At 73.4% G+C, this 15,379-nt stretch carries 17 protein-coding genes; 6 read left to right on the forward strand and 11 right to left on the reverse strand.

Features of this window, described 5'->3' with window-relative positions; translation table 11 throughout:
• Positions 1-12: 12 nt before the first annotated feature.
• From ACPWUT_RS14515 to ACPWUT_RS14545, 7 genes are all read right to left on the reverse strand, one after another.
• Entirely contained in the window at positions 13-702 is a 690-nt protein-coding gene (locus tag ACPWUT_RS14515) for a DNA-3-methyladenine glycosylase (protein ID WP_425838968.1), read from the reverse strand.
• Positions 699-2,141, reverse strand: a complete 1,443-nt coding sequence (locus ACPWUT_RS14520; protein ID WP_425838971.1) for a hypothetical protein — start codon at positions 2,139-2,141, stop codon at positions 699-701. Before ACPWUT_RS14520 ends, ACPWUT_RS14515 begins: the two co-directional genes overlap by 4 nt.
• A complete protein-coding gene (locus tag ACPWUT_RS14525) occupies positions 2,131-2,949 on the reverse strand; it encodes a TIGR03943 family putative permease subunit (protein ID WP_284528316.1) in 819 nt (272 codons plus the stop codon). The genes ACPWUT_RS14520 and ACPWUT_RS14525 overlap by 11 nt, the downstream gene beginning before the upstream one ends.
• The gene (locus ACPWUT_RS14530; protein ID WP_284528317.1) at positions 2,942-3,952 is read right to left on the reverse strand and encodes a permease; all 1,011 of its coding nucleotides are present in this window, start codon (positions 3,950-3,952) and stop codon (positions 2,942-2,944) included. Before ACPWUT_RS14530 ends, ACPWUT_RS14525 begins: the two co-directional genes overlap by 8 nt.
• Entirely contained in the window at positions 3,942-4,346 is a 405-nt protein-coding gene (locus ACPWUT_RS14535; RefSeq protein WP_284528318.1) for a Fur family transcriptional regulator, read from the reverse strand. The genes ACPWUT_RS14530 and ACPWUT_RS14535 overlap by 11 nt, the downstream gene beginning before the upstream one ends.
• 389 nt (positions 4,347-4,735) lie before the next feature.
• Positions 4,736-5,602 (reverse strand): metal ABC transporter permease, encoded by an 867-nt coding sequence (locus ACPWUT_RS14540; protein WP_425838976.1) that lies wholly within the window; start codon positions 5,600-5,602, stop codon positions 4,736-4,738.
• Complete coding sequence (locus ACPWUT_RS14545; protein ID WP_284528320.1) at positions 5,599-6,402, reverse strand: metal ABC transporter ATP-binding protein; 804 nt, start codon at positions 6,400-6,402, stop codon at positions 5,599-5,601. The genes ACPWUT_RS14540 and ACPWUT_RS14545 overlap by 4 nt, the downstream gene beginning before the upstream one ends.
• A gap of 196 nt (positions 6,403-6,598) precedes the next feature.
• Here ACPWUT_RS14545 and ACPWUT_RS14550 point away from each other — a divergent pair, with 196 nt between their 5' ends.
• On the forward strand, positions 6,599-7,423 hold the full coding sequence (locus ACPWUT_RS14550) for a flagellin (RefSeq protein WP_284528321.1): 825 nt from the start codon (positions 6,599-6,601) through the stop codon (positions 7,421-7,423).
• A gap of 115 nt (positions 7,424-7,538) precedes the next feature.
• Positions 7,539-8,711 (forward strand): sugar-transfer associated ATP-grasp domain-containing protein, encoded by a 1,173-nt coding sequence (locus ACPWUT_RS14555; protein ID WP_425838980.1) that lies wholly within the window; start codon positions 7,539-7,541, stop codon positions 8,709-8,711.
• Between the two features lie 162 nt (positions 8,712-8,873).
• Here ACPWUT_RS14555 and ACPWUT_RS14560 read toward each other — a convergent pair whose 3' ends face one another.
• Genes ACPWUT_RS14560 through flgN form a run of 4 tightly spaced genes read right to left on the reverse strand, consistent with a single transcriptional unit; the run spans position 8,874 to position 12,035 of the window.
• Positions 8,874-9,242: a flagellar assembly protein FliW gene (locus ACPWUT_RS14560; protein ID WP_284528323.1), complete on the reverse strand. Its 369-nt coding sequence runs from the start codon at positions 9,240-9,242 to the stop codon at positions 8,874-8,876.
• Positions 9,239-10,120, reverse strand: a complete 882-nt coding sequence (flgL, locus tag ACPWUT_RS14565) for a flagellar hook-associated protein FlgL (protein ID WP_425838983.1) — start codon at positions 10,118-10,120, stop codon at positions 9,239-9,241. The genes ACPWUT_RS14560 and flgL overlap by 4 nt, the downstream gene beginning before the upstream one ends.
• A gap of 14 nt (positions 10,121-10,134) precedes the next feature.
• On the reverse strand, positions 10,135-11,544 hold the full coding sequence (flgK, locus tag ACPWUT_RS14570; protein ID WP_284528325.1) for a flagellar hook-associated protein FlgK: 1,410 nt from the start codon (positions 11,542-11,544) through the stop codon (positions 10,135-10,137).
• Positions 11,545-11,552: 8 nt separating this feature from the next.
• Complete coding sequence (flgN, locus tag ACPWUT_RS14575; protein WP_284528326.1) at positions 11,553-12,035, reverse strand: flagellar export chaperone FlgN; 483 nt, start codon at positions 12,033-12,035, stop codon at positions 11,553-11,555.
• A 250-nt stretch (positions 12,036-12,285) separates the two neighbouring features.
• On the opposite strand from flgN, the gene ACPWUT_RS14580 reads away from it, so the two are divergent.
• The 4 genes from ACPWUT_RS14580 to ACPWUT_RS14595 all read left to right on the forward strand — a co-directional run bounded on the left by ACPWUT_RS14580 (position 12,286) and on the right by ACPWUT_RS14595 (position 15,325).
• Positions 12,286-13,113 carry a sigma-70 family RNA polymerase sigma factor gene (locus ACPWUT_RS14580; protein WP_425838988.1) on the forward strand — a complete coding sequence of 276 codons (828 nt, stop codon included), beginning with the start codon at positions 12,286-12,288 and terminating at the stop codon, positions 13,111-13,113.
• Between the two features lie 192 nt (positions 13,114-13,305).
• Complete coding sequence (fliD, locus tag ACPWUT_RS14585) at positions 13,306-14,685, forward strand: flagellar filament capping protein FliD (protein WP_425838991.1); 1,380 nt, start codon at positions 13,306-13,308, stop codon at positions 14,683-14,685.
• Positions 14,682-15,062 carry a flagellar export chaperone FliS gene (fliS, locus tag ACPWUT_RS14590; protein WP_284528329.1) on the forward strand — a complete coding sequence of 127 codons (381 nt, stop codon included), beginning with the start codon at positions 14,682-14,684 and terminating at the stop codon, positions 15,060-15,062. Before fliD ends, fliS begins: the two co-directional genes overlap by 4 nt.
• Positions 15,059-15,325, forward strand: a complete 267-nt coding sequence (locus ACPWUT_RS14595) for a hypothetical protein (RefSeq protein WP_284528330.1) — start codon at positions 15,059-15,061, stop codon at positions 15,323-15,325. The genes fliS and ACPWUT_RS14595 overlap by 4 nt, the downstream gene beginning before the upstream one ends.
• Positions 15,326-15,379: the final 54 nt, after the last annotated feature.

Consider the following 15,379-nt stretch of genomic DNA (forward strand, 5'->3'; position numbering starts at 1 on the left):
CGCCCGCGGGCCTCAGCGGGCCGCCTCGGCCGCACCGCGCCCCCAGCGGAACGCCGACACCGTCGGATCGCCCGTGACCCAGAAGCGCCACGGGAACGCATGCGTGCCCGCGATCCCGGCGACGCCCACGCGCGGTCCCGTCGACACGTCGGCGAGCGGCGCCGCCGGGAGCAGCAGCCGCGCGACGGCGCCCGCGCGCTCCTCCCCCGTCACGGCGTCGATCCCGTCGTGCCGCGGATGCCGGAGCCCGACGGCGTCGCCGAGCCGTCCCGGACCCCGGGCGAGGTCGCGCGGAGACCGGGAGGCCGGGCGCCGCGACGCCGCGGCCTCCACGCCCTCGACCACTTCACCGCCGCGCAGGAGGATTCCGCCGGCGACGCCCTCGGGGCCCGAGACGACGTTGACGCACGAGTGGATGCCGTGGCTCAGGTAGACGTACAGGTGGCCGGGCTCGCCCCACATCGTGGCGTTGCGCGCGGTCGGGCCGCTGCGGGCATGCGATCCCGGGTCGGGCACCGGACCGGTGCCCTGTCCGTGATAGGCCTCGACCTCGGTGATCCGCACGGCCACGGTGCCGCCGTCGACGGTCACCCGCAGCAGCCCGCCGAGCAGCCGCGGGGCCACCTCGACCGGCAGCCCGCGGAGCGCCTCGCGTGTCGCGGGGACGAGGCCCGACGCATCGCCGGACGGAACAGCGCTCACGGCCGCGGCGCCGACTGGCACCAGGAGATGTCGAAGCCGCGCAGGGCCACGACCTCGGCGCCGTCCTCGAGCGAGACGACGTGGGTCTGCAGGCGCTCGGGAAGCGGCAGCTGGTAGCCGTCGTAGGGGTTGTCGACCACCTCGGGGGCGACCAGGAGCGCCGCGTACCGGCCGCTGGGCGAGACGCACGCCTGCATGAGGCTGGCATCGGCGGGCACGTCGAACACCGGGCGCGCCTCTCCATCGGCGTCGACGACGGCGACCGAGGTGGACTCGACGGTGATCCCGGCCTCGTCGAGCTTCGACAGCACGCGCACCGTGTCGCCCGACCCGTCGGGCAGGCCGATGACCGACCAGGCCTGGCCGAGCGACGGGTCGGTGGGCGCCAGCTCGGTCTCCTCTGCGGTGGCGAGGTCGATCGCGACGAGCCCGGTCACGCGCTCGACGATCGCGGTGGCGGATCCGCGCGCGATCCCGTCGATGGAGACGGCGTTGCCGAGGGCCACGGGAGCGCCGCCGACCGGCGTGACGAGCGTCAGCGACCCGTCGAAGGTCAGCATGAGGAGGCTGTCGGTCCCCGGCACGAACCGCCAGTCGTCCACCCGCGAGTCGCCGCCGTCGCGCGTGACCGCCGTGGGCGGCTCGTCGCGGCGCGAGGCCGAGAGGGATGCCGTGAAGAGGGCGGCCTCGCGGCCCGAGTCGGCGCCGATGTCGGCGTCGGTGAAGAGGTAGCCGACGAGGTTGCCGCGGTCGGCGCTCTGCAGGTCGGTCACCGTGCCGTCGCCGGGGAGCGGCAGCTCCCGCTCCCCCTCTCCCTCGAGGTCGGTGACGATGAGGTGCGAGAGTCCGTCGTCGTCCACCGTGGACATGACGAGGTGGCCCGCGGTGGCGCGGAAGTCCTCGATGTGCGGGTGCGTGAACACCGGCACGGCCGCGTCGCCGGCGAGGTCGGTGCGGTAGACGGTGTCGCCGCTCTCCTGCCGCTGCAGGATGTAGACCTCCAGCGGCGGCGTGGTCAGCGTCCGCTCGATCGTCACGGGCGGGCCGCCGCCGAGTCCGGTGACCCCCTCGATCCGCACCGTGTACTCGGTGTCGTCCCACAGCGGCAGCGCGAAGCGGAGCCCGACGCTGCGTCCCGACGTGTCCACGGTGAAGTCGGCCGCGGGCGTCACCGTCACCTGCGACGGGTCGACCTCGTCGAGGGACTGGCTGGTCGTGAAGATGACGCGCGATCCGGATGCGGTGACCGCCGCGTCGGGGTCGAACTGCACGCTGGTCACCCGCGGTCCCTGCACCGTCGTCAGGGCGGCGCCGCCGAGGCCGAGCACGGCGAGCACGCCCACCACGACCGCGAACGCCCCCGCGAAGGCGCGCCCGCGACGACGGCGGGCACCGCGCCGCGTCCCGCCGTCTCCGCGGCGGAGCTGCTCAGTACTCATAGGGGTCCCGCGGCTCCTCGATCGGGGCCACGGAGGACGCCTCGATCTGGAGCCGGCCGTCGACGTCGCGGATCGTCCCCGTCACCGTCACCCACTGTCCGGTCTCCTGCACCTCTCCGGGCGCCTGGCCGGCGAGTGCGACCGGGACGCTCGCGGGCTGCGCGTCGATGACGCAGTGGGTGATGACGAGCCGCGTGAGTCCGAAGCCGCCGTCCTCGGGGGTGACGAATCCGGTGAGGGTGACCTCGTCGCCGTCGAAGGCCTCGGGATTGGTGGCCGTGGCGAACACGCTCGCCCACTCGCCGACCCCGAACGATGCGGTGTCGCCCGTCGCCGCGAGGGCGACGGTGTCGGCCCCCTGGAACAGCGGCGGGGCCCCGGTGTCGCGCGACATCGCGAGCTCGGCCGACAGCGTCGCCGGCGGCACGAGGACGATCGCGGCGACGATCCCGGTGGCCAGCACCCCGCCGGTGGCGATCGCGGCGCGTCCGATCACCGCGGCCGGCCGCGCCCCCGCCGGCGACGGCCCGTGGTCGTGCGCGTGCCCGTGGTCGGGCGCCTCGCCGTGGTCGTGCGCCTCGCCGTGGTCGTGGCCGTGGTCGGCCTCGGCGCCGAGGGGCAGGGCGAAGCTCGCCGCCGCGCCGATGAGCACGAGCACCGCCATCGAGACCGCGAAGAGGTTCGACGAGGGGTTGATATAGAGGGCCAGCTGGTCGGTGAGGGCCAGGGCGATGGTCACGGCGGCCAGGCCCGAGGCGAGCCCGACGCCGAGCAGACGGGTGCCGGAGCGGCGGAGGAACTCACGCAAGGAGGTTCACCACCCCTCCGACGGCGACCGCGAACAGCACGACGATCACGACGAGCCCGGCGAGCACCTTCGTGCGGAAGGTGGTGCGCAGCAGGGCGAGCATCTTCACGTCGACGAGCGGTCCGACCAGGAGGAACGCGACGATCGAGCCGGGCGTGAAGGTCGACGCGAACGACAGCGCCACGAACGAGTCGACGTTCGAGCAGATGGAGACGATCATCGCGAGCGCGATCATCGCGACGATCGACAGCACGGGGTTCGAGCCGATCGCCAGGAGCGCGTCGCGGGGCACGACGACCTGCACGGCGCCGGCCAGCGCCGACCCGATCACGAGGGCCGGCATCACCGCGCGCAGCTCCACGACGAACTGCGCGAGGCTGCGGCGTCCGCGGCCGGCGGTGAGGCTCTCGGCGTCGGCGATCTCGCAGGTGGCGCGGAAGCGGTCCGTGAGGAGGGAGTCCGGATCGGGGTGGCGGCTGTAGAGCCAGCCGATGAGGTTCGCGACCGCGTATCCGCCGAGGAGACGCGCGATGAGGATGCCGTCGTCGAAGCCGAACGCCTGGTGGGTCGTGATGATGACGATCGGGTTCACGATCGGCGCCGCGATGAGGAAGGTGAGGGCCTCGGGCACCCGGAACCCGCGCATCAGCAGGCCGCGGGCGAAGGGGACGTTCCCGCACTCGCACACCGGGACCAGCATGCCCAGGAGCGACAGCACCGCCCGCCGCCCCCACGCGCTCCGCGGCATCCACCGCTCGATCGCCCCCGGCGGCACCCACACCTGCACGACGATCGAGAGGATGACGCCCAGCACAACGAAGGGCAGCGACTCGATGAGGACGCTGAGGGCGAGGGTGAGGCCGTCCTGCGCCCGGGTGGGCAGCGCCGGGCCGGGGGCGAGGACGGCGACGACGACGAGCAGGCCGACGACCGCGACACCCGCGGCGATCAGCCCGGCGGTGCGTCGCGTGCCGGTCGGCGCGGGGCGGAGGTCAGTCGTCACGGCCCGCCGCGGCGGTGCACGTCGCGCACAGACCGAAGATGTCGACGACGTGCTCGGCACGGGTGAACCCGTGGGCGGCGGCGGTGCGCTGGGCCCACTCCTCCACGTCGGTCGCCTGGATCTCGACGGTCGTGCCGCAGTTCCGGCAGATGAGGTGGTGGTGATGACCCTCGCTCGAGCAGGCGCGGTAGATGGCCTCGCCCTCGGGGCTCTGCAGCTGGTCGGCCTCTCCGCTGGCGGCCAGCGTCGCGAGCGCGCGGTACACGGTGGCCAGTCCGATGCCGGTGTTGTCGTCGCGCAGCGCCGCGTGGAGTTCCTGCGCGCTCACGAATCCGGGGGTGTCGGACAGCGCCGCACGCACGCGATCGCGCTGCCAGGTGTTGCGCTGAGCCATGCCCGGGAGTCTACCGCCGCCGCTTCGGAGGCGGCTGGGAGCGGCGGCGCCGCCGGTCCCGCCAGGGCTGCGCGGCCGCTGCGCCCGGCGGCTGGCGCACGGCGGCCGCGCGTAACTCCGGCGATTCGGCGCGGACCGGCCGGTGACAGCCCGTTTCGGCCGCGCGGGGCCGGCGTTTCCGGAGTTGTGCACCGTCAGCGGCCCGCACTCGCGCGCTCGCGCCCGCACTCGCACATGGTGGCGGTGGCCCGCGGCGGCTGCGCGCAACTCCGGCGATTCGGCGCGGACCGGCCGGTGACAGCCCGTTTCGGCCGCGCGGGGCCGGCGTTTCCGGAGTTGTGCACCGTCAGCGGCCCGCACTCGCGCACTGTCGCCCGAGCGCGCGGGGTTCAGGCGGCGCGCTGGCGCACGACGCGGCCGCGGCGAGCGCCGACCACGCGGCAGACGAGGTAGATGAGGAACGAGATCGTCGTGATGTAGGGGCTCACGGGCAGGGTGCCCATCACGGCGAGGAGGATGCCGCCGACCGCGGCCGTCACACCGAACAGCGCCGACAGCAGCGGCACGGCGACCGGCCCGGTCGCGACGCGCATCGCCGCGGCGGCGGGGGTCACCAGCAGCGCCATCACCAGCAGCGCGCCGATGATGTGGACCGCGACGGCGACGACCAGCCCCAGCAGCAGCATGAAGGTGAGCGAGACGGCGGTGGTCGGCACCCCCCGAGCGGCGGCGGACTGCGGATCGAGCGAGTCGAACCGCAGCGGGCGCCACATGAGCAGCAGCGCGACGAGCACGAACGCCGAGATCGCCACGAGCCATCCCAGCTGCGCGTTCTGCACCGAGACGATCTGCCCCGTGAGCAGGCTGAAGCGGTTGGCACTGCGGCCGTCGTAGAGCGAGAGGAAGAGGATGCCGAGGCCGAGGCCGAACGGCATGAGCACGCCGATGATCGAGTTGCGGTCCCGTGCGCGCGAGCCGAGCCAGCCGATGAGCCCCGCCGCCACGAGGGAGCCGACCACGGATCCGCTCACGACGTCGGCGCCGATCAGCAGCGCCGCGGCGGCCCCCGCGAACGACAGCTCGCTGATGCCGTGGACGGCGAAGGCCATGTCGCGCTGCATCACGAAGACGCCGATGAGGCCGCCGACGAGGCCGAGCACGGCGCCGGCCCACAGGGAGTTGGAGACCAGCGCGAGGATCGCCCCGTACTCGGGGAGCCCGCCGAACATGGCGTCGCCCACGTCGGACCAGTTCACGCGTGGTCCTCCTCGTGGTGATGGTGGTGCGAGGCTTCGGCGTCGGGGGCGCCGACGACGACCAGCCGGTCGCCCGCGCTCAGCACGAACACGGGGGCGCCGTAGAGGTCGCTGAGCACCTCGGAGGTCAGCACGTCCTGGGGCTTGCCGAGGGTGAAGCGGCCGTTGGCGATGTAGAGGATCCGGTCGACCTGACCGAGGATCGGGTTGATGTCGTGGGTGACGAGCAGCACCGCGGCGCCGGTCCGGCGGTGGTCGTCGATGAGGCGCACGACCGCCTGCTGGTTGGCGAGGTCGAGGCTCGTGAGCGGTTCGTCGCACAGGAGCAGCCGCGGGTCGTCGGCGAGCGCCTGCCCGACGCGCAGGCGCTGCTGCTCCCCGCCCGAGAGCACGCCGACCGGCTGATCGGCGAACGAGGATGCGCCGACCGCGTCGACGAGCGCGTCGATGCGCGCGCGGTCTCCGCGACGGGGGAAGGGCAGCCCGAACCGGTGCCCGTCGACGCCGAGCGCGACGAGGTCCCTGCCGCGCATCGAGGTCTCGTCGGTGAGCGGTCGCGCCTGCGGCAGGTAGCCGATGCGGCGGCTGCCGCGGCGGTGCACGCGCTCGCCGAGCGCGGTGATGGTGCCGGCGCTCAGGGGCTCGAGGCCGAGGATCGCACGCAGGAGCGTCGTCTTGCCCGATCCCGACGGTCCCAGCACGGCGACGAGCTCGCCGGGGGCGACGTCGAGGTCCAGGCCGCTCCACAGCTCGCGGTCGCCCCGGCGCAGGGCGGCACCACGGATCTCGAGCAGGCTCACCGGTTCAGCCTATCGGCGCGGCGACGGCGGCGGCCGGGGCGCGGCGCAACGGATCCGTCCCCTCTCCTCGCACGATCCGCACCGTCGCCTAACGCGGGCCGCGGCCGTGCCGATAGGGGCAATCACGGAGTCCACGGATGGACTCCCGGGTGTCCAGGACGGGCGCCCGCTGATCCCAATCACGGAGGAACACACCATGGGTATGCAGATCAACACCAACGTGTCGGCGCTCAACGCCTACCGCAACCTGTCGAGCACGCAGAACGACCTGTCGAAGTCTCTCGAGAAGCTCTCGAGCGGCCTGCGCATCAACCGTGCCGCGGACGACGCCGCCGGTCTGGCGATCTCGGAGGGACTGAAGTCCCAGATCGGTGGACTGAACGTCGCCGCCCGCAACGCCCAGGACGGCATCTCGGTCATCCAGACCGCGGAAGGCGCCCTGACGGAGGTGCACTCGATCCTGCAGCGCGTGCGCGACCTCGCGGTCCAGGCCGGCAACGACTCGAACAACGCCGATTCGCGCACCGCGATCAAGACCGAGATCGATGCCCTGGGCTCCGAGCTCACCCGTCTGGCCTCGAGCACGAACTTCAACGGCATCAAGCTGCTGTCGGGCGGCTCCACGCTGACCTTCCAGGTCGGCGCCGGCGCCACCGCCGCGGAGGACCAGATCGCGATCACGCTGACCGACTTCGCCACCCTGGGCGCGACCGTGGGCGCGCTCACGGTCGACACGTCGGCCAACGCGCTGGCGACGATCACGGCGATCGACACGCAGATCACGGCGGTCTCCACGGCGCGCGCCAGCTACGGTGCGCTCCAGAACCGCTTCGAGTCGACCATCAACAGCCTCAACGTGTCGGCGGAGAACCTGTCGGCGGCCAACAGCCGCATCCGCGACACCGACATGGCGGCCGAGATGGTCAAGTACACCGCGTCCAACATCCTGTCGCAGGCGGGCACCGCCATGCTCGCGCAGGCCAACCAGTCGAACCAGGGCGTCCTGCAGCTGCTGCGCTGACGCACTGGACGGTGGGTCCCGTGGCATCCGGCTGCGGGATCCACCGTCGACTCGGGGACGCTCCGCCCACTCCCACCTGACTCACCCAGGCCCCCGAGACCCGCCCAGGAGCACGATGTCATCCGCCCCCGTCATCACGCCGCGCCTCCGTTACCTCGCGCGGCGTTTTCGTCGTCTCGACGCGGGAGCGCTCGTCGCCCGCGCCCGTCAGGCCGCGCAGCAGCACGGCCGGTGGGCGCCCGCCGTCGTGGCCGACATGCTGTGGCAGGCCGCGTTCCGGGCCGTCGGGTTCCAGGACTACATCGACTACGACTTCGCCATCCTCACCCGCGCCGAACGCGCGACCTACATGACGAGCCCGCTCTCGGACCGGCTGGCGATGCAGTTCGACGACCCGGCGTACCGTCATCTGTTCCACGACAAGATCGCCTTCAACGGCACCTTCGACGGCTTCCTGCGGCGCGAGTGGATGGTGGTGACCGAGGGCGGCGCCGACGCCCTGCGCGCGTTCGCGGAGCGCCACGGCACCATCGTCACGAAGGAGCCCCTCGGCCGCGCCGGCCTCGGCGTGCACCGCTACCACGCCGCCGAGGTCACCGACTGGACCGCGTTCCACCGGGGGCTGCTGGCCCGCGGCGAGACGCTGGTCGAGGAGGTCATCCGCCAGCACGAGGAGCTGGCGGCGCTCTGCGCAGGCACCGTCAACACCACCCGCGTCACCGCGTTCTTCGACGGCCGCACGACGCACATCCTCGCCGTGGCGCAGAAGTTCGGCCGCGGCGCCGTGAGCGACCAGAACGCGTTCGGCGGCTTCTACGCGATGCTCGACGAGACCGGCCGGGCCACCGGCGCCGGCTACGACTCCTGCGGCCGAGTGCACCGGTCGCACCCCGAGTCCGCGGTCACCATCGCCGACTTCCGGCTGCCGATGTTCGACGAGGTGCTCGCCCTCGTCGACCGCGCCGCGCGGGTCGTGCCGCAGGTGCGCTACGTCGGCTGGGATGTCGCCGTCACCCCCGAGGGCCCGGTACTCGTCGAGGGCAACTGGGCGGCGGGGGTCTACGAGAACAAGCCGAGCGCGACCGGGATCCGCACCGGCCATCGGGGCCGCTATCTGGCCGCGATCGCCGCCGCGCCCGTCGCCGCGCCCGCCATCCCGGCCGCCGAGCCGGCCTCCTCCGTGCGGGAGCCGGCCGGTCACGTCCCCGCGCCGGTCGTCCCCTCGCGCGAGCCCGCCGGTCACGTCCCCGCACCGGCCGTCCCCTCGCGCGAGCCCGTCGCCGCCTGAGCCTGCCGGGCGCGCTCACACGGCGCCGCCTGCGCGAGGCATGTCCCACTTCCGGTGGGACATGTCCCACTATCCGTCGATTCACCCGCCCCGAAACAGCGGAATCTGGGACATGGTGCGGCCGGAAGACAGCGCCGGCTCAGCCAGCCCTCAGCCCAGCCCTCAGCCCAGCAGGGCGCGGACGGGCAGATCCTGTCCCTCGAGGATGACCTGTGCGGCCTCTCCCGTGCGGGTGTTGATCACGACGGGGGCCAGCAGGTTCACGCCCATCCCCTCGTCGGTCATGCGGGCGACCACGAGCAGCTGCGCCTCCTCGGCGGCGCGCAGTCCCAGCTCGTCGGCCTGCGCGTCGGTGAGGACGGGCGCGTAGTCGGGCACGACCGCGGCGGGATCGACGGCGAACAGCCGCACGGCGGGATCTCCGACCGCGGTGAGCGCGAACAGTCCGTCGGCCCCGGCGACCGGATCGAGCGAGAAGGCGACGTGCGGCGCGAGCCCGGGCGGCGGCGCGAGGAAGGCGACCGCGCTCATGCCAGGAAGTCCAGCAGGGTCGGCTGCAGCACCCGCGCGGTCACCGAGAGGGCCGACTGGTAGACGAGCTCCTGCGCCCGCAGGGCGACGAGGACCTCCACCGTGTCGACGTCCTCGACGGCGGCGCGCTGGGCCTCGAGGGAGACCTTGGCATCCAATGCAGCCTCCTTCGCTCGCAGCACCTGGTTCTGCCGGGCGCCCACCGCGCCCTGCACCCCGAGCATAGTGTTCAGCCTGTCGTCGATCTCCGCCAGCCGGGGCCCGACGTTCTGCCCGGAGCGCAGGTCGGCGACCACCGCGTCGAGCACCGCGAACACCGAGGCGGCGCCCACCCCGAACGCCTCCGCGCCGCTGGCGTCGACGCGCACCGTCTCGCCGTCCGAGATGCGGCGGTGCACTTCGCCGCCGGCGACGCCCGAGAAGGAGTAGTCCGCCGCGAAGGCGGGCGCATCCGAGGTGCCGGCGAAGACCGACCGGCCGAGCACGCGGGTGTTCGCCTGGGCGAGCAGCTCGGAGCGGATGCCCTCCAGCTCCACGGCGATCGCCTCCAGCGCGGTCGCGTCGAGCGCCCCCGAGTTCGCTCCCTGCGCGGTGAGGTCGCGCGCGCGGGAGAGCAGATCCGTCGATGCCGTGAGGGAGTTGTCGACCGTGGTCAGCCAGGCCAGGCCATCGTCGATGTTGCGGGCGTACTGGGTGGCGCGCCGCTGGGCGGCGTGGATGTCGAGCGCGGTCGAGGCGGCGGCCGGATCGTCGGAGGGGACGGCGAAGGCGCGCTGCGACGTGGCCTGATCCTGCAGGCGCGACAGCGTCGTGAGCCCGGACTGCAGGTTCCGCAGGGCCGTCTGGGTCATCGCCTGCGTGGTCACTCGGGAGATCATGGGGCTCCTGACGGTCAGCGGCCGACCAGGCCGGTGCGGTTGATGAGCACGTCGAGCGCCTCGTCGACGGCGGTGAGGACGCGCGCGGCGGCCTGGTAGGCGGTCTGGAACGTGAGCAGGCTCACGGTCTCCTCGTCGTTGTCGACGCCGGCCACCGACTGCTGCGCGATGACGGCGGCGTTCACCCCCGTCTCGGCCCGGCTGGCGCGACCGGCGTCGGCCGCCGTGCCCACCGCGAGGCGGGCCACGACATCGCCCCAGAGCGCATCCGGTCCGCCGGCGCGGCCGCCGATGGCCGACAGCGCGTCGGCGTTCGAGCCGTCGAGGGGCCCGGCGCCGGGCGCGGCGAGCGCGAGCTCGGCCCGGCCGGTGGGGACGACGCCCAGCCCGAGCGCCGCCGGGGCGCCCGCCGCGAGAGAGAAGAAGTCGCCGCCGGGTGCGCCCGTGGCGGTGACCCCCGCGGCGTGCTGCGCGTTGACCGCGTCTGCCAGTGCGGTCGCGAGCGCGTTGTAGTCGGCGGCCAGGCCCGCCAGCACGCCGTCCTCGCCGGCGGGCGCGAGCACCGCGAGCAGACCGCCGAGCTCTCCGCCGACGGTGGAGACGGGGAGGTCGCCGTCGGAGACCCAGGCCAGGGCGAGCGGATCGGCCGACTCGAGCGACGGCGGTCCGGAGAGGGCGAGGGCGCGGGCGTTGGCGCCCGAGACGAGGGCGTTGCCGTCGATGCGCAGCGTCAGCGTTCCGTCGGTCTCGACGGTCGCCGTCGCGCCCGAGAGGCGGGCCACGTTCTGCGCGAGGAGGTTGCGGCGGTCGATCAGCTCGTTGGGTGCACCGCCCGCGGCCGTCGCGTCGCGGATCGCCCCGTTGAGCTCGGCGATCTCGGTGGCGGCGGCGTTGATCCGCGAGACCGTCATGTCGGCCGAGGCACGCGCATCGGCCCACTGCCCGGCCACTGCGCGGTAGCCGTCGGCGATCCGGGCGGCCAGCGTCTGCGCGTGGGTGATCACGGTGGCAGCCGCGGCCGTCGAGTCGGGCGCGTTCGCGACGTCCTGCCACGCGGCCCAGAACTCGGACAGCTGATGGGCGATGCCGTCGCTCGTGGGCTCGCCGAGGGTGGCCTCGGCGGCGGCGGATGCGGCGGCGCGGGTCGACCAGTAGCCCGAGGCGGCGAGGGTGTCCCGCACGCGGGCGTCGAGCACGGCGTCGCCCAGGCGCGCGATGCCGTCGACCGAGACGCCGCCGCCGGGCTGGACCCCCGCCGAGAACCGCCCCGACACCGCCACGGCGCCCACGGCCGAGGTCTCCAGCCGCTGCCGGGTGTAGCCGGCGGTCGTCTGGTTGGCGATGTTCTGCCCCACCAGGTCCATCCCCCGGCGCGCCGCCGAGAGGGCGCTCGCCGCCGTCCCCAGCCCGCTGAATGTCGACATCGCGTCCCTCACATCTCCCTGTCCACGATCCGCGGCTGGTCCTCCCGGGCGCGCTCGCCGTGCGTGTCGTACACGCCGGCGCCCGCCTCCAGACCAGCCAGGGTCTCCTCGACCGCGCGGCCGGCAGCCCGCAGGTGCACCTCGTTGGAGCCCTTCAGCTGCGCGACCTCCGCCATGAGCGAGGTGAGCGCCGCGCGGTGATCGGTGAAGATGTCGCGCCAGGACTCCGTCGGCGCCGCGTCGAGCAGACGGGCGAGCGTCACCGGCTCGGTCACGCCCCACTCCCGGGCGAGGGCGGCGACCTCGACGTCGCGGCCCAGTCCGGACTCGCGCAGGCGCTCGAGCACCTGCTCGATCTCGCGGGTGGCGAAGTGGACCCAGCGCATGCCGCCGGACTCCAGCAGGAGCCGCTGCTCTTCGAGTTTGAAGATCAGCATCTCCAGCAGCTCGCGTTCACGCCACAGCTGCATCGACAACTCGTTGGCTCCCATGTTCTTCCTCCCCAGTGGATTCCCTGTTCGTGCCGCGGAGGACGCAACCCCAATTTTGCGTCGGATCCGCGACGGGCTCGTACCTGTCTATCGGCACGCGTCGCCGATACGTAACGTGTCGGAAACCGTTGGTACTTCAGTTTTATGAGAGTTCTCTCATAGTCTGAGTCCGACGCCGCGCGATCCCCCCACGCTGCGGCGACGTCTGAGTATCCCCCCTGCTCGACAGACGAAAGGCAGACATCCCCCGATGCCTGGCAGTGCCGAACGAAACCTCCTCATCGAGGAGAACCTCCCGCTCGTGGGCTACCTCGCCCGCGAGCTCCACTCCCGCGCGACGCATGTCCCGCTCGAAGACCTGGCCGCCGTGGGGGCCCTCGCCCTCGTGACCGCCGCCGACGCCTTCGATCCGGAGCTCGGCGTCCCGTTCGGGGCCTACGCCCGCCGGCGCATCCTCGGCGCGTTCGCCGACGAGATGCGCTCGATGGACTGGGCCTCGCGCGGCACGCGCCGGCGGATCAAGGAGACCACCGCCGTGCGCGACACGCTGACCGCGAGGCTCGGGCGCACGGCCACCGTCGACGAGATCGCCGCCACGATGGGCGTCCCGCGGGAGAACGTCGTCGAGGCGCTCGACGACGCGGCCCGCACCGTCACCAGCCTCGACGACGAGAGCGTCTACGACGTCCCGTCCGGGATGGTGCTGCCCGAGGAGTCGGTGCTGATCCGCGAGCGCCGCGAGGCGCTGGCGCACGCCGTCGCCGCGCTCCCGGAGCGGATGCGGCTGATCGTCCACGCCGTCTATGTGCAGGAGCGCACCGTCAAGGAGATCGCCGAGGAGCTCGGCGTCTCGCACTCGGCGGTGTCGCAGCAGCGCGCGGAGGCCGTCCGCCTGCTGCACGACGCCCTGGAGCGGCACACCGAGGGCGCCGCGATGGTGCCCGTCTCGCGGGTGTCGGTCGAGACGCGCGACGCGTTCTTCGCCCGCATCGACGCCCTCGACCCGGCCCGCCGCGCCGCGGCCTCGGCCCCCGCCGCCGTCCCGCCGCACCTCACGCCCCGCGCCGCGACCGCCTGACCGCGTCGCCGCCGGCCGGGTCGCGTTCACGACTCCGGAAATCCGTGGCGACATCCGCCAGCTCGGGCCGTCCTGCGGCCCCGGCGCGCCGGAATTCCGGAGTTGTGAACCGCTAACGCGCGCGCCGACCCGGCCGATAGGCACAGATGCCGGGGAGGTCCTCCGGCATCTGCGGCTCCTGGGGGTTGTGCGGTGGCGATCTCGCTGGACGGCCTGGCGTCGAAACTCGACACCACGGCGATCATCAACGCCCTCATGGACGTCGAGAAGATCCCGCGCACGCTGCTGAGCGCCAAATCCGACGACCGCAAGGTCGTGATCTCGCACCTCCAGTCCTTGAACACCGCCCTCCAGGACCTGTTCACGCGCGCCAAGACGGCGGCCGGGCCGACCGCGCTCGCGCAGGTGTCGGCCACGAGCTCGGACGCCTCGGTGACCGTCACCCCGAGTGCCGGGGTGGCGCCGATGTCGACGCAGATCCTCGTCGACCGGGTGGCCACCGCGCACAGCGTCGTCTCGGCCGCGTACACCGCGCTGCCGGGGAGCCCGCCCGTCCTGACCGTCGAGGATGCCACCGGCGCTCTCGTCGAGGTCCACCCGACCAGCGGCTCGCCGGCCGATGTGGCGCGCGCGCTCACGGCCGCCGGGGTCGGCATCTCCGCCTCCGCGGTGGCCGCCGGGGTCGACGGGGGCGGCGCCCCCGTGTTCCGTCTGCAGCTGACGGCGACCGAGACCGGGGCGGCGGGGACGTTCCGCGTCTACCTCGGGGACGCGGCGGCCGTCTCGGCCGGCACCGCGTCCGACCTCGCCGCCGAACCCGGCGCCGCCGTCGTGACGCCGGGCGCCGACGCCCAGATCCGCCTGTGGGCAGGAACGGCGGCCGAGCAGACCGTCACCTCGGCGGGCAACGTGTTCACCGACCTGTTCCCCGGCATCGACGTCACGGTGAGCGCACCGACGGCGGCTCCCGTCACGCTGACCGTCGCCCCCGACGCCGCCGCGCGCACGAAGGCCGCCTCGGAGCTCGTGACGCAGATCGCCGCGATCATGACGACGATCGCGAAGGGCTCCAGCGCCACCCCCGCCACCTCCTCGGGCCAGAACACCACGCTCGGGGTGTTCACGGGCGACAGCACGGTGCGCGCACTCCGTCAGGGCCTCGCCAACGCGGTGCAGTACCCGGTCGACGGACGCTCCCCGTCGACGATCGGCATCTCGTTCGACCGGGACGGCGTGCTCTCCTTCGACGAGGACGCCTTCGCGACGGCGCTCGCCGAGGATCCGGCGGCCGTCGAGGCGATGTTCACCGGCATCGCGGGCCGCGTGCAGGACGTCGCCGCGCAGTACTCCGACAAGTACGACGGGCTCCTCACCGCACGGATCACGGGACAGCAGGACGAGGTCTCCCGGATCGCGGACCAGCTCGAGCGGTGGGACGTGCGCCTCGACCAGCGGCGCGCGACGCTCGAGCGCACGTACGCCGCGATGGAGACGATGCTCTCGCGCCTGCAGTCGCAGTCGTCGTACCTCACCTCGCAGCTGGACGGGCTCTCGTCGGGGAGCGACTCGTGAACCCGGCGCTGCGCGCGCAGCAGCGCTACCGGGAGGAGGCGATCCTCTCGGCGAGCCCCGAGCGCCTGCTCACGATGCTCTACGACCGGCTCGTGCTCGACATCGAGCGCGGCGAGGCGGCGCAGCTGCGTGGCGATCGAGAGACGGCGAACACCGAGCTCCAGCACGCTCAGCAGATCGTGACCGAGCTGGCGGGGTCGCTGTCGGCCGAGTGGGAGGGCAGTGCGGGCCTGCGCGCTCTCTACGGCTACCTGACGCGGGAGCTCATCGGAGCGAACATCTCGCGGGACGCCTCACGCACCCGCGCCTGCCTCGACATCGTGCTGCCGCTGCGCGACGCCTGGCACGCCGCGGCGGAGACGATGACCGTCGCATGAGCGCATCGGACTGGAGCGCAGAGCTCGATCGGTTCGAGCGCGACCTCGAATCCCCGGAGCCGGGGCCGTGGGCCCCGTGTCCGAGCCTCGGGCCGCTGCCGCCGCACCTCGTGGAGCGCGCGCGCAGCATCGCCGCGCGGCAGTTGGCGCGGACCGCGCACCTGCGCGGGGAGCTCGCCGCGGTCCGCGCGCAACTCGACGCCGCGCGCCTGATCCCGGGTACCCGCACCGACGACGCGGCCTACGTCGAACGCGACGGCTAACGCGCGGCGCGAACCGGCCGATAGAGGGTGACGAGCACGGATCGCTCGTCCCCC

It is taken from the genome of Microbacterium sp. PA5 (genome assembly GCF_049860775.1).
GTDB lineage: Bacteria > Actinomycetota > Actinomycetes > Actinomycetales > Microbacteriaceae > Microbacterium.

Excerpts from the sequence above, each read along its gene's own strand:
- ACPWUT_RS14520 (WP_425838971.1), bottom strand. The coding sequence starts at position 2,141 with ATGAGTACTGAGCAGCTCCGCCGCGGAGACGGCGGGACGCGGCGCGGT.
- ACPWUT_RS14535 (WP_284528318.1), bottom strand. The coding sequence starts at position 4,346 with ATGGCTCAGCGCAACACCTGGCAGCGCGATCGCGTGCGTGCGGCGCTG.
- ACPWUT_RS14550 (WP_284528321.1), top strand. The coding sequence starts at position 6,599 with ATGGGTATGCAGATCAACACCAACGTGTCGGCGCTCAACGCCTACCGC.
- ACPWUT_RS14555 (WP_425838980.1), top strand. The coding sequence starts at position 7,539 with ATGTCATCCGCCCCCGTCATCACGCCGCGCCTCCGTTACCTCGCGCGG.
- ACPWUT_RS14560 (WP_284528323.1), bottom strand. The coding sequence starts at position 9,242 with ATGAGCGCGGTCGCCTTCCTCGCGCCGCCGCCCGGGCTCGCGCCGCAC.
- flgL (WP_425838983.1), bottom strand. The coding sequence starts at position 10,120 with ATGATCTCCCGAGTGACCACGCAGGCGATGACCCAGACGGCCCTGCGG.
- flgK (WP_284528325.1), bottom strand. The coding sequence starts at position 11,544 with ATGTCGACATTCAGCGGGCTGGGGACGGCGGCGAGCGCCCTCTCGGCG.
- flgN (WP_284528326.1), bottom strand. The coding sequence starts at position 12,035 with ATGGGAGCCAACGAGTTGTCGATGCAGCTGTGGCGTGAACGCGAGCTG.
- ACPWUT_RS14580 (WP_425838988.1), top strand. The coding sequence starts at position 12,286 with ATGCCTGGCAGTGCCGAACGAAACCTCCTCATCGAGGAGAACCTCCCG.
- ACPWUT_RS14595 (WP_284528330.1), top strand. The coding sequence starts at position 15,059 with ATGAGCGCATCGGACTGGAGCGCAGAGCTCGATCGGTTCGAGCGCGAC.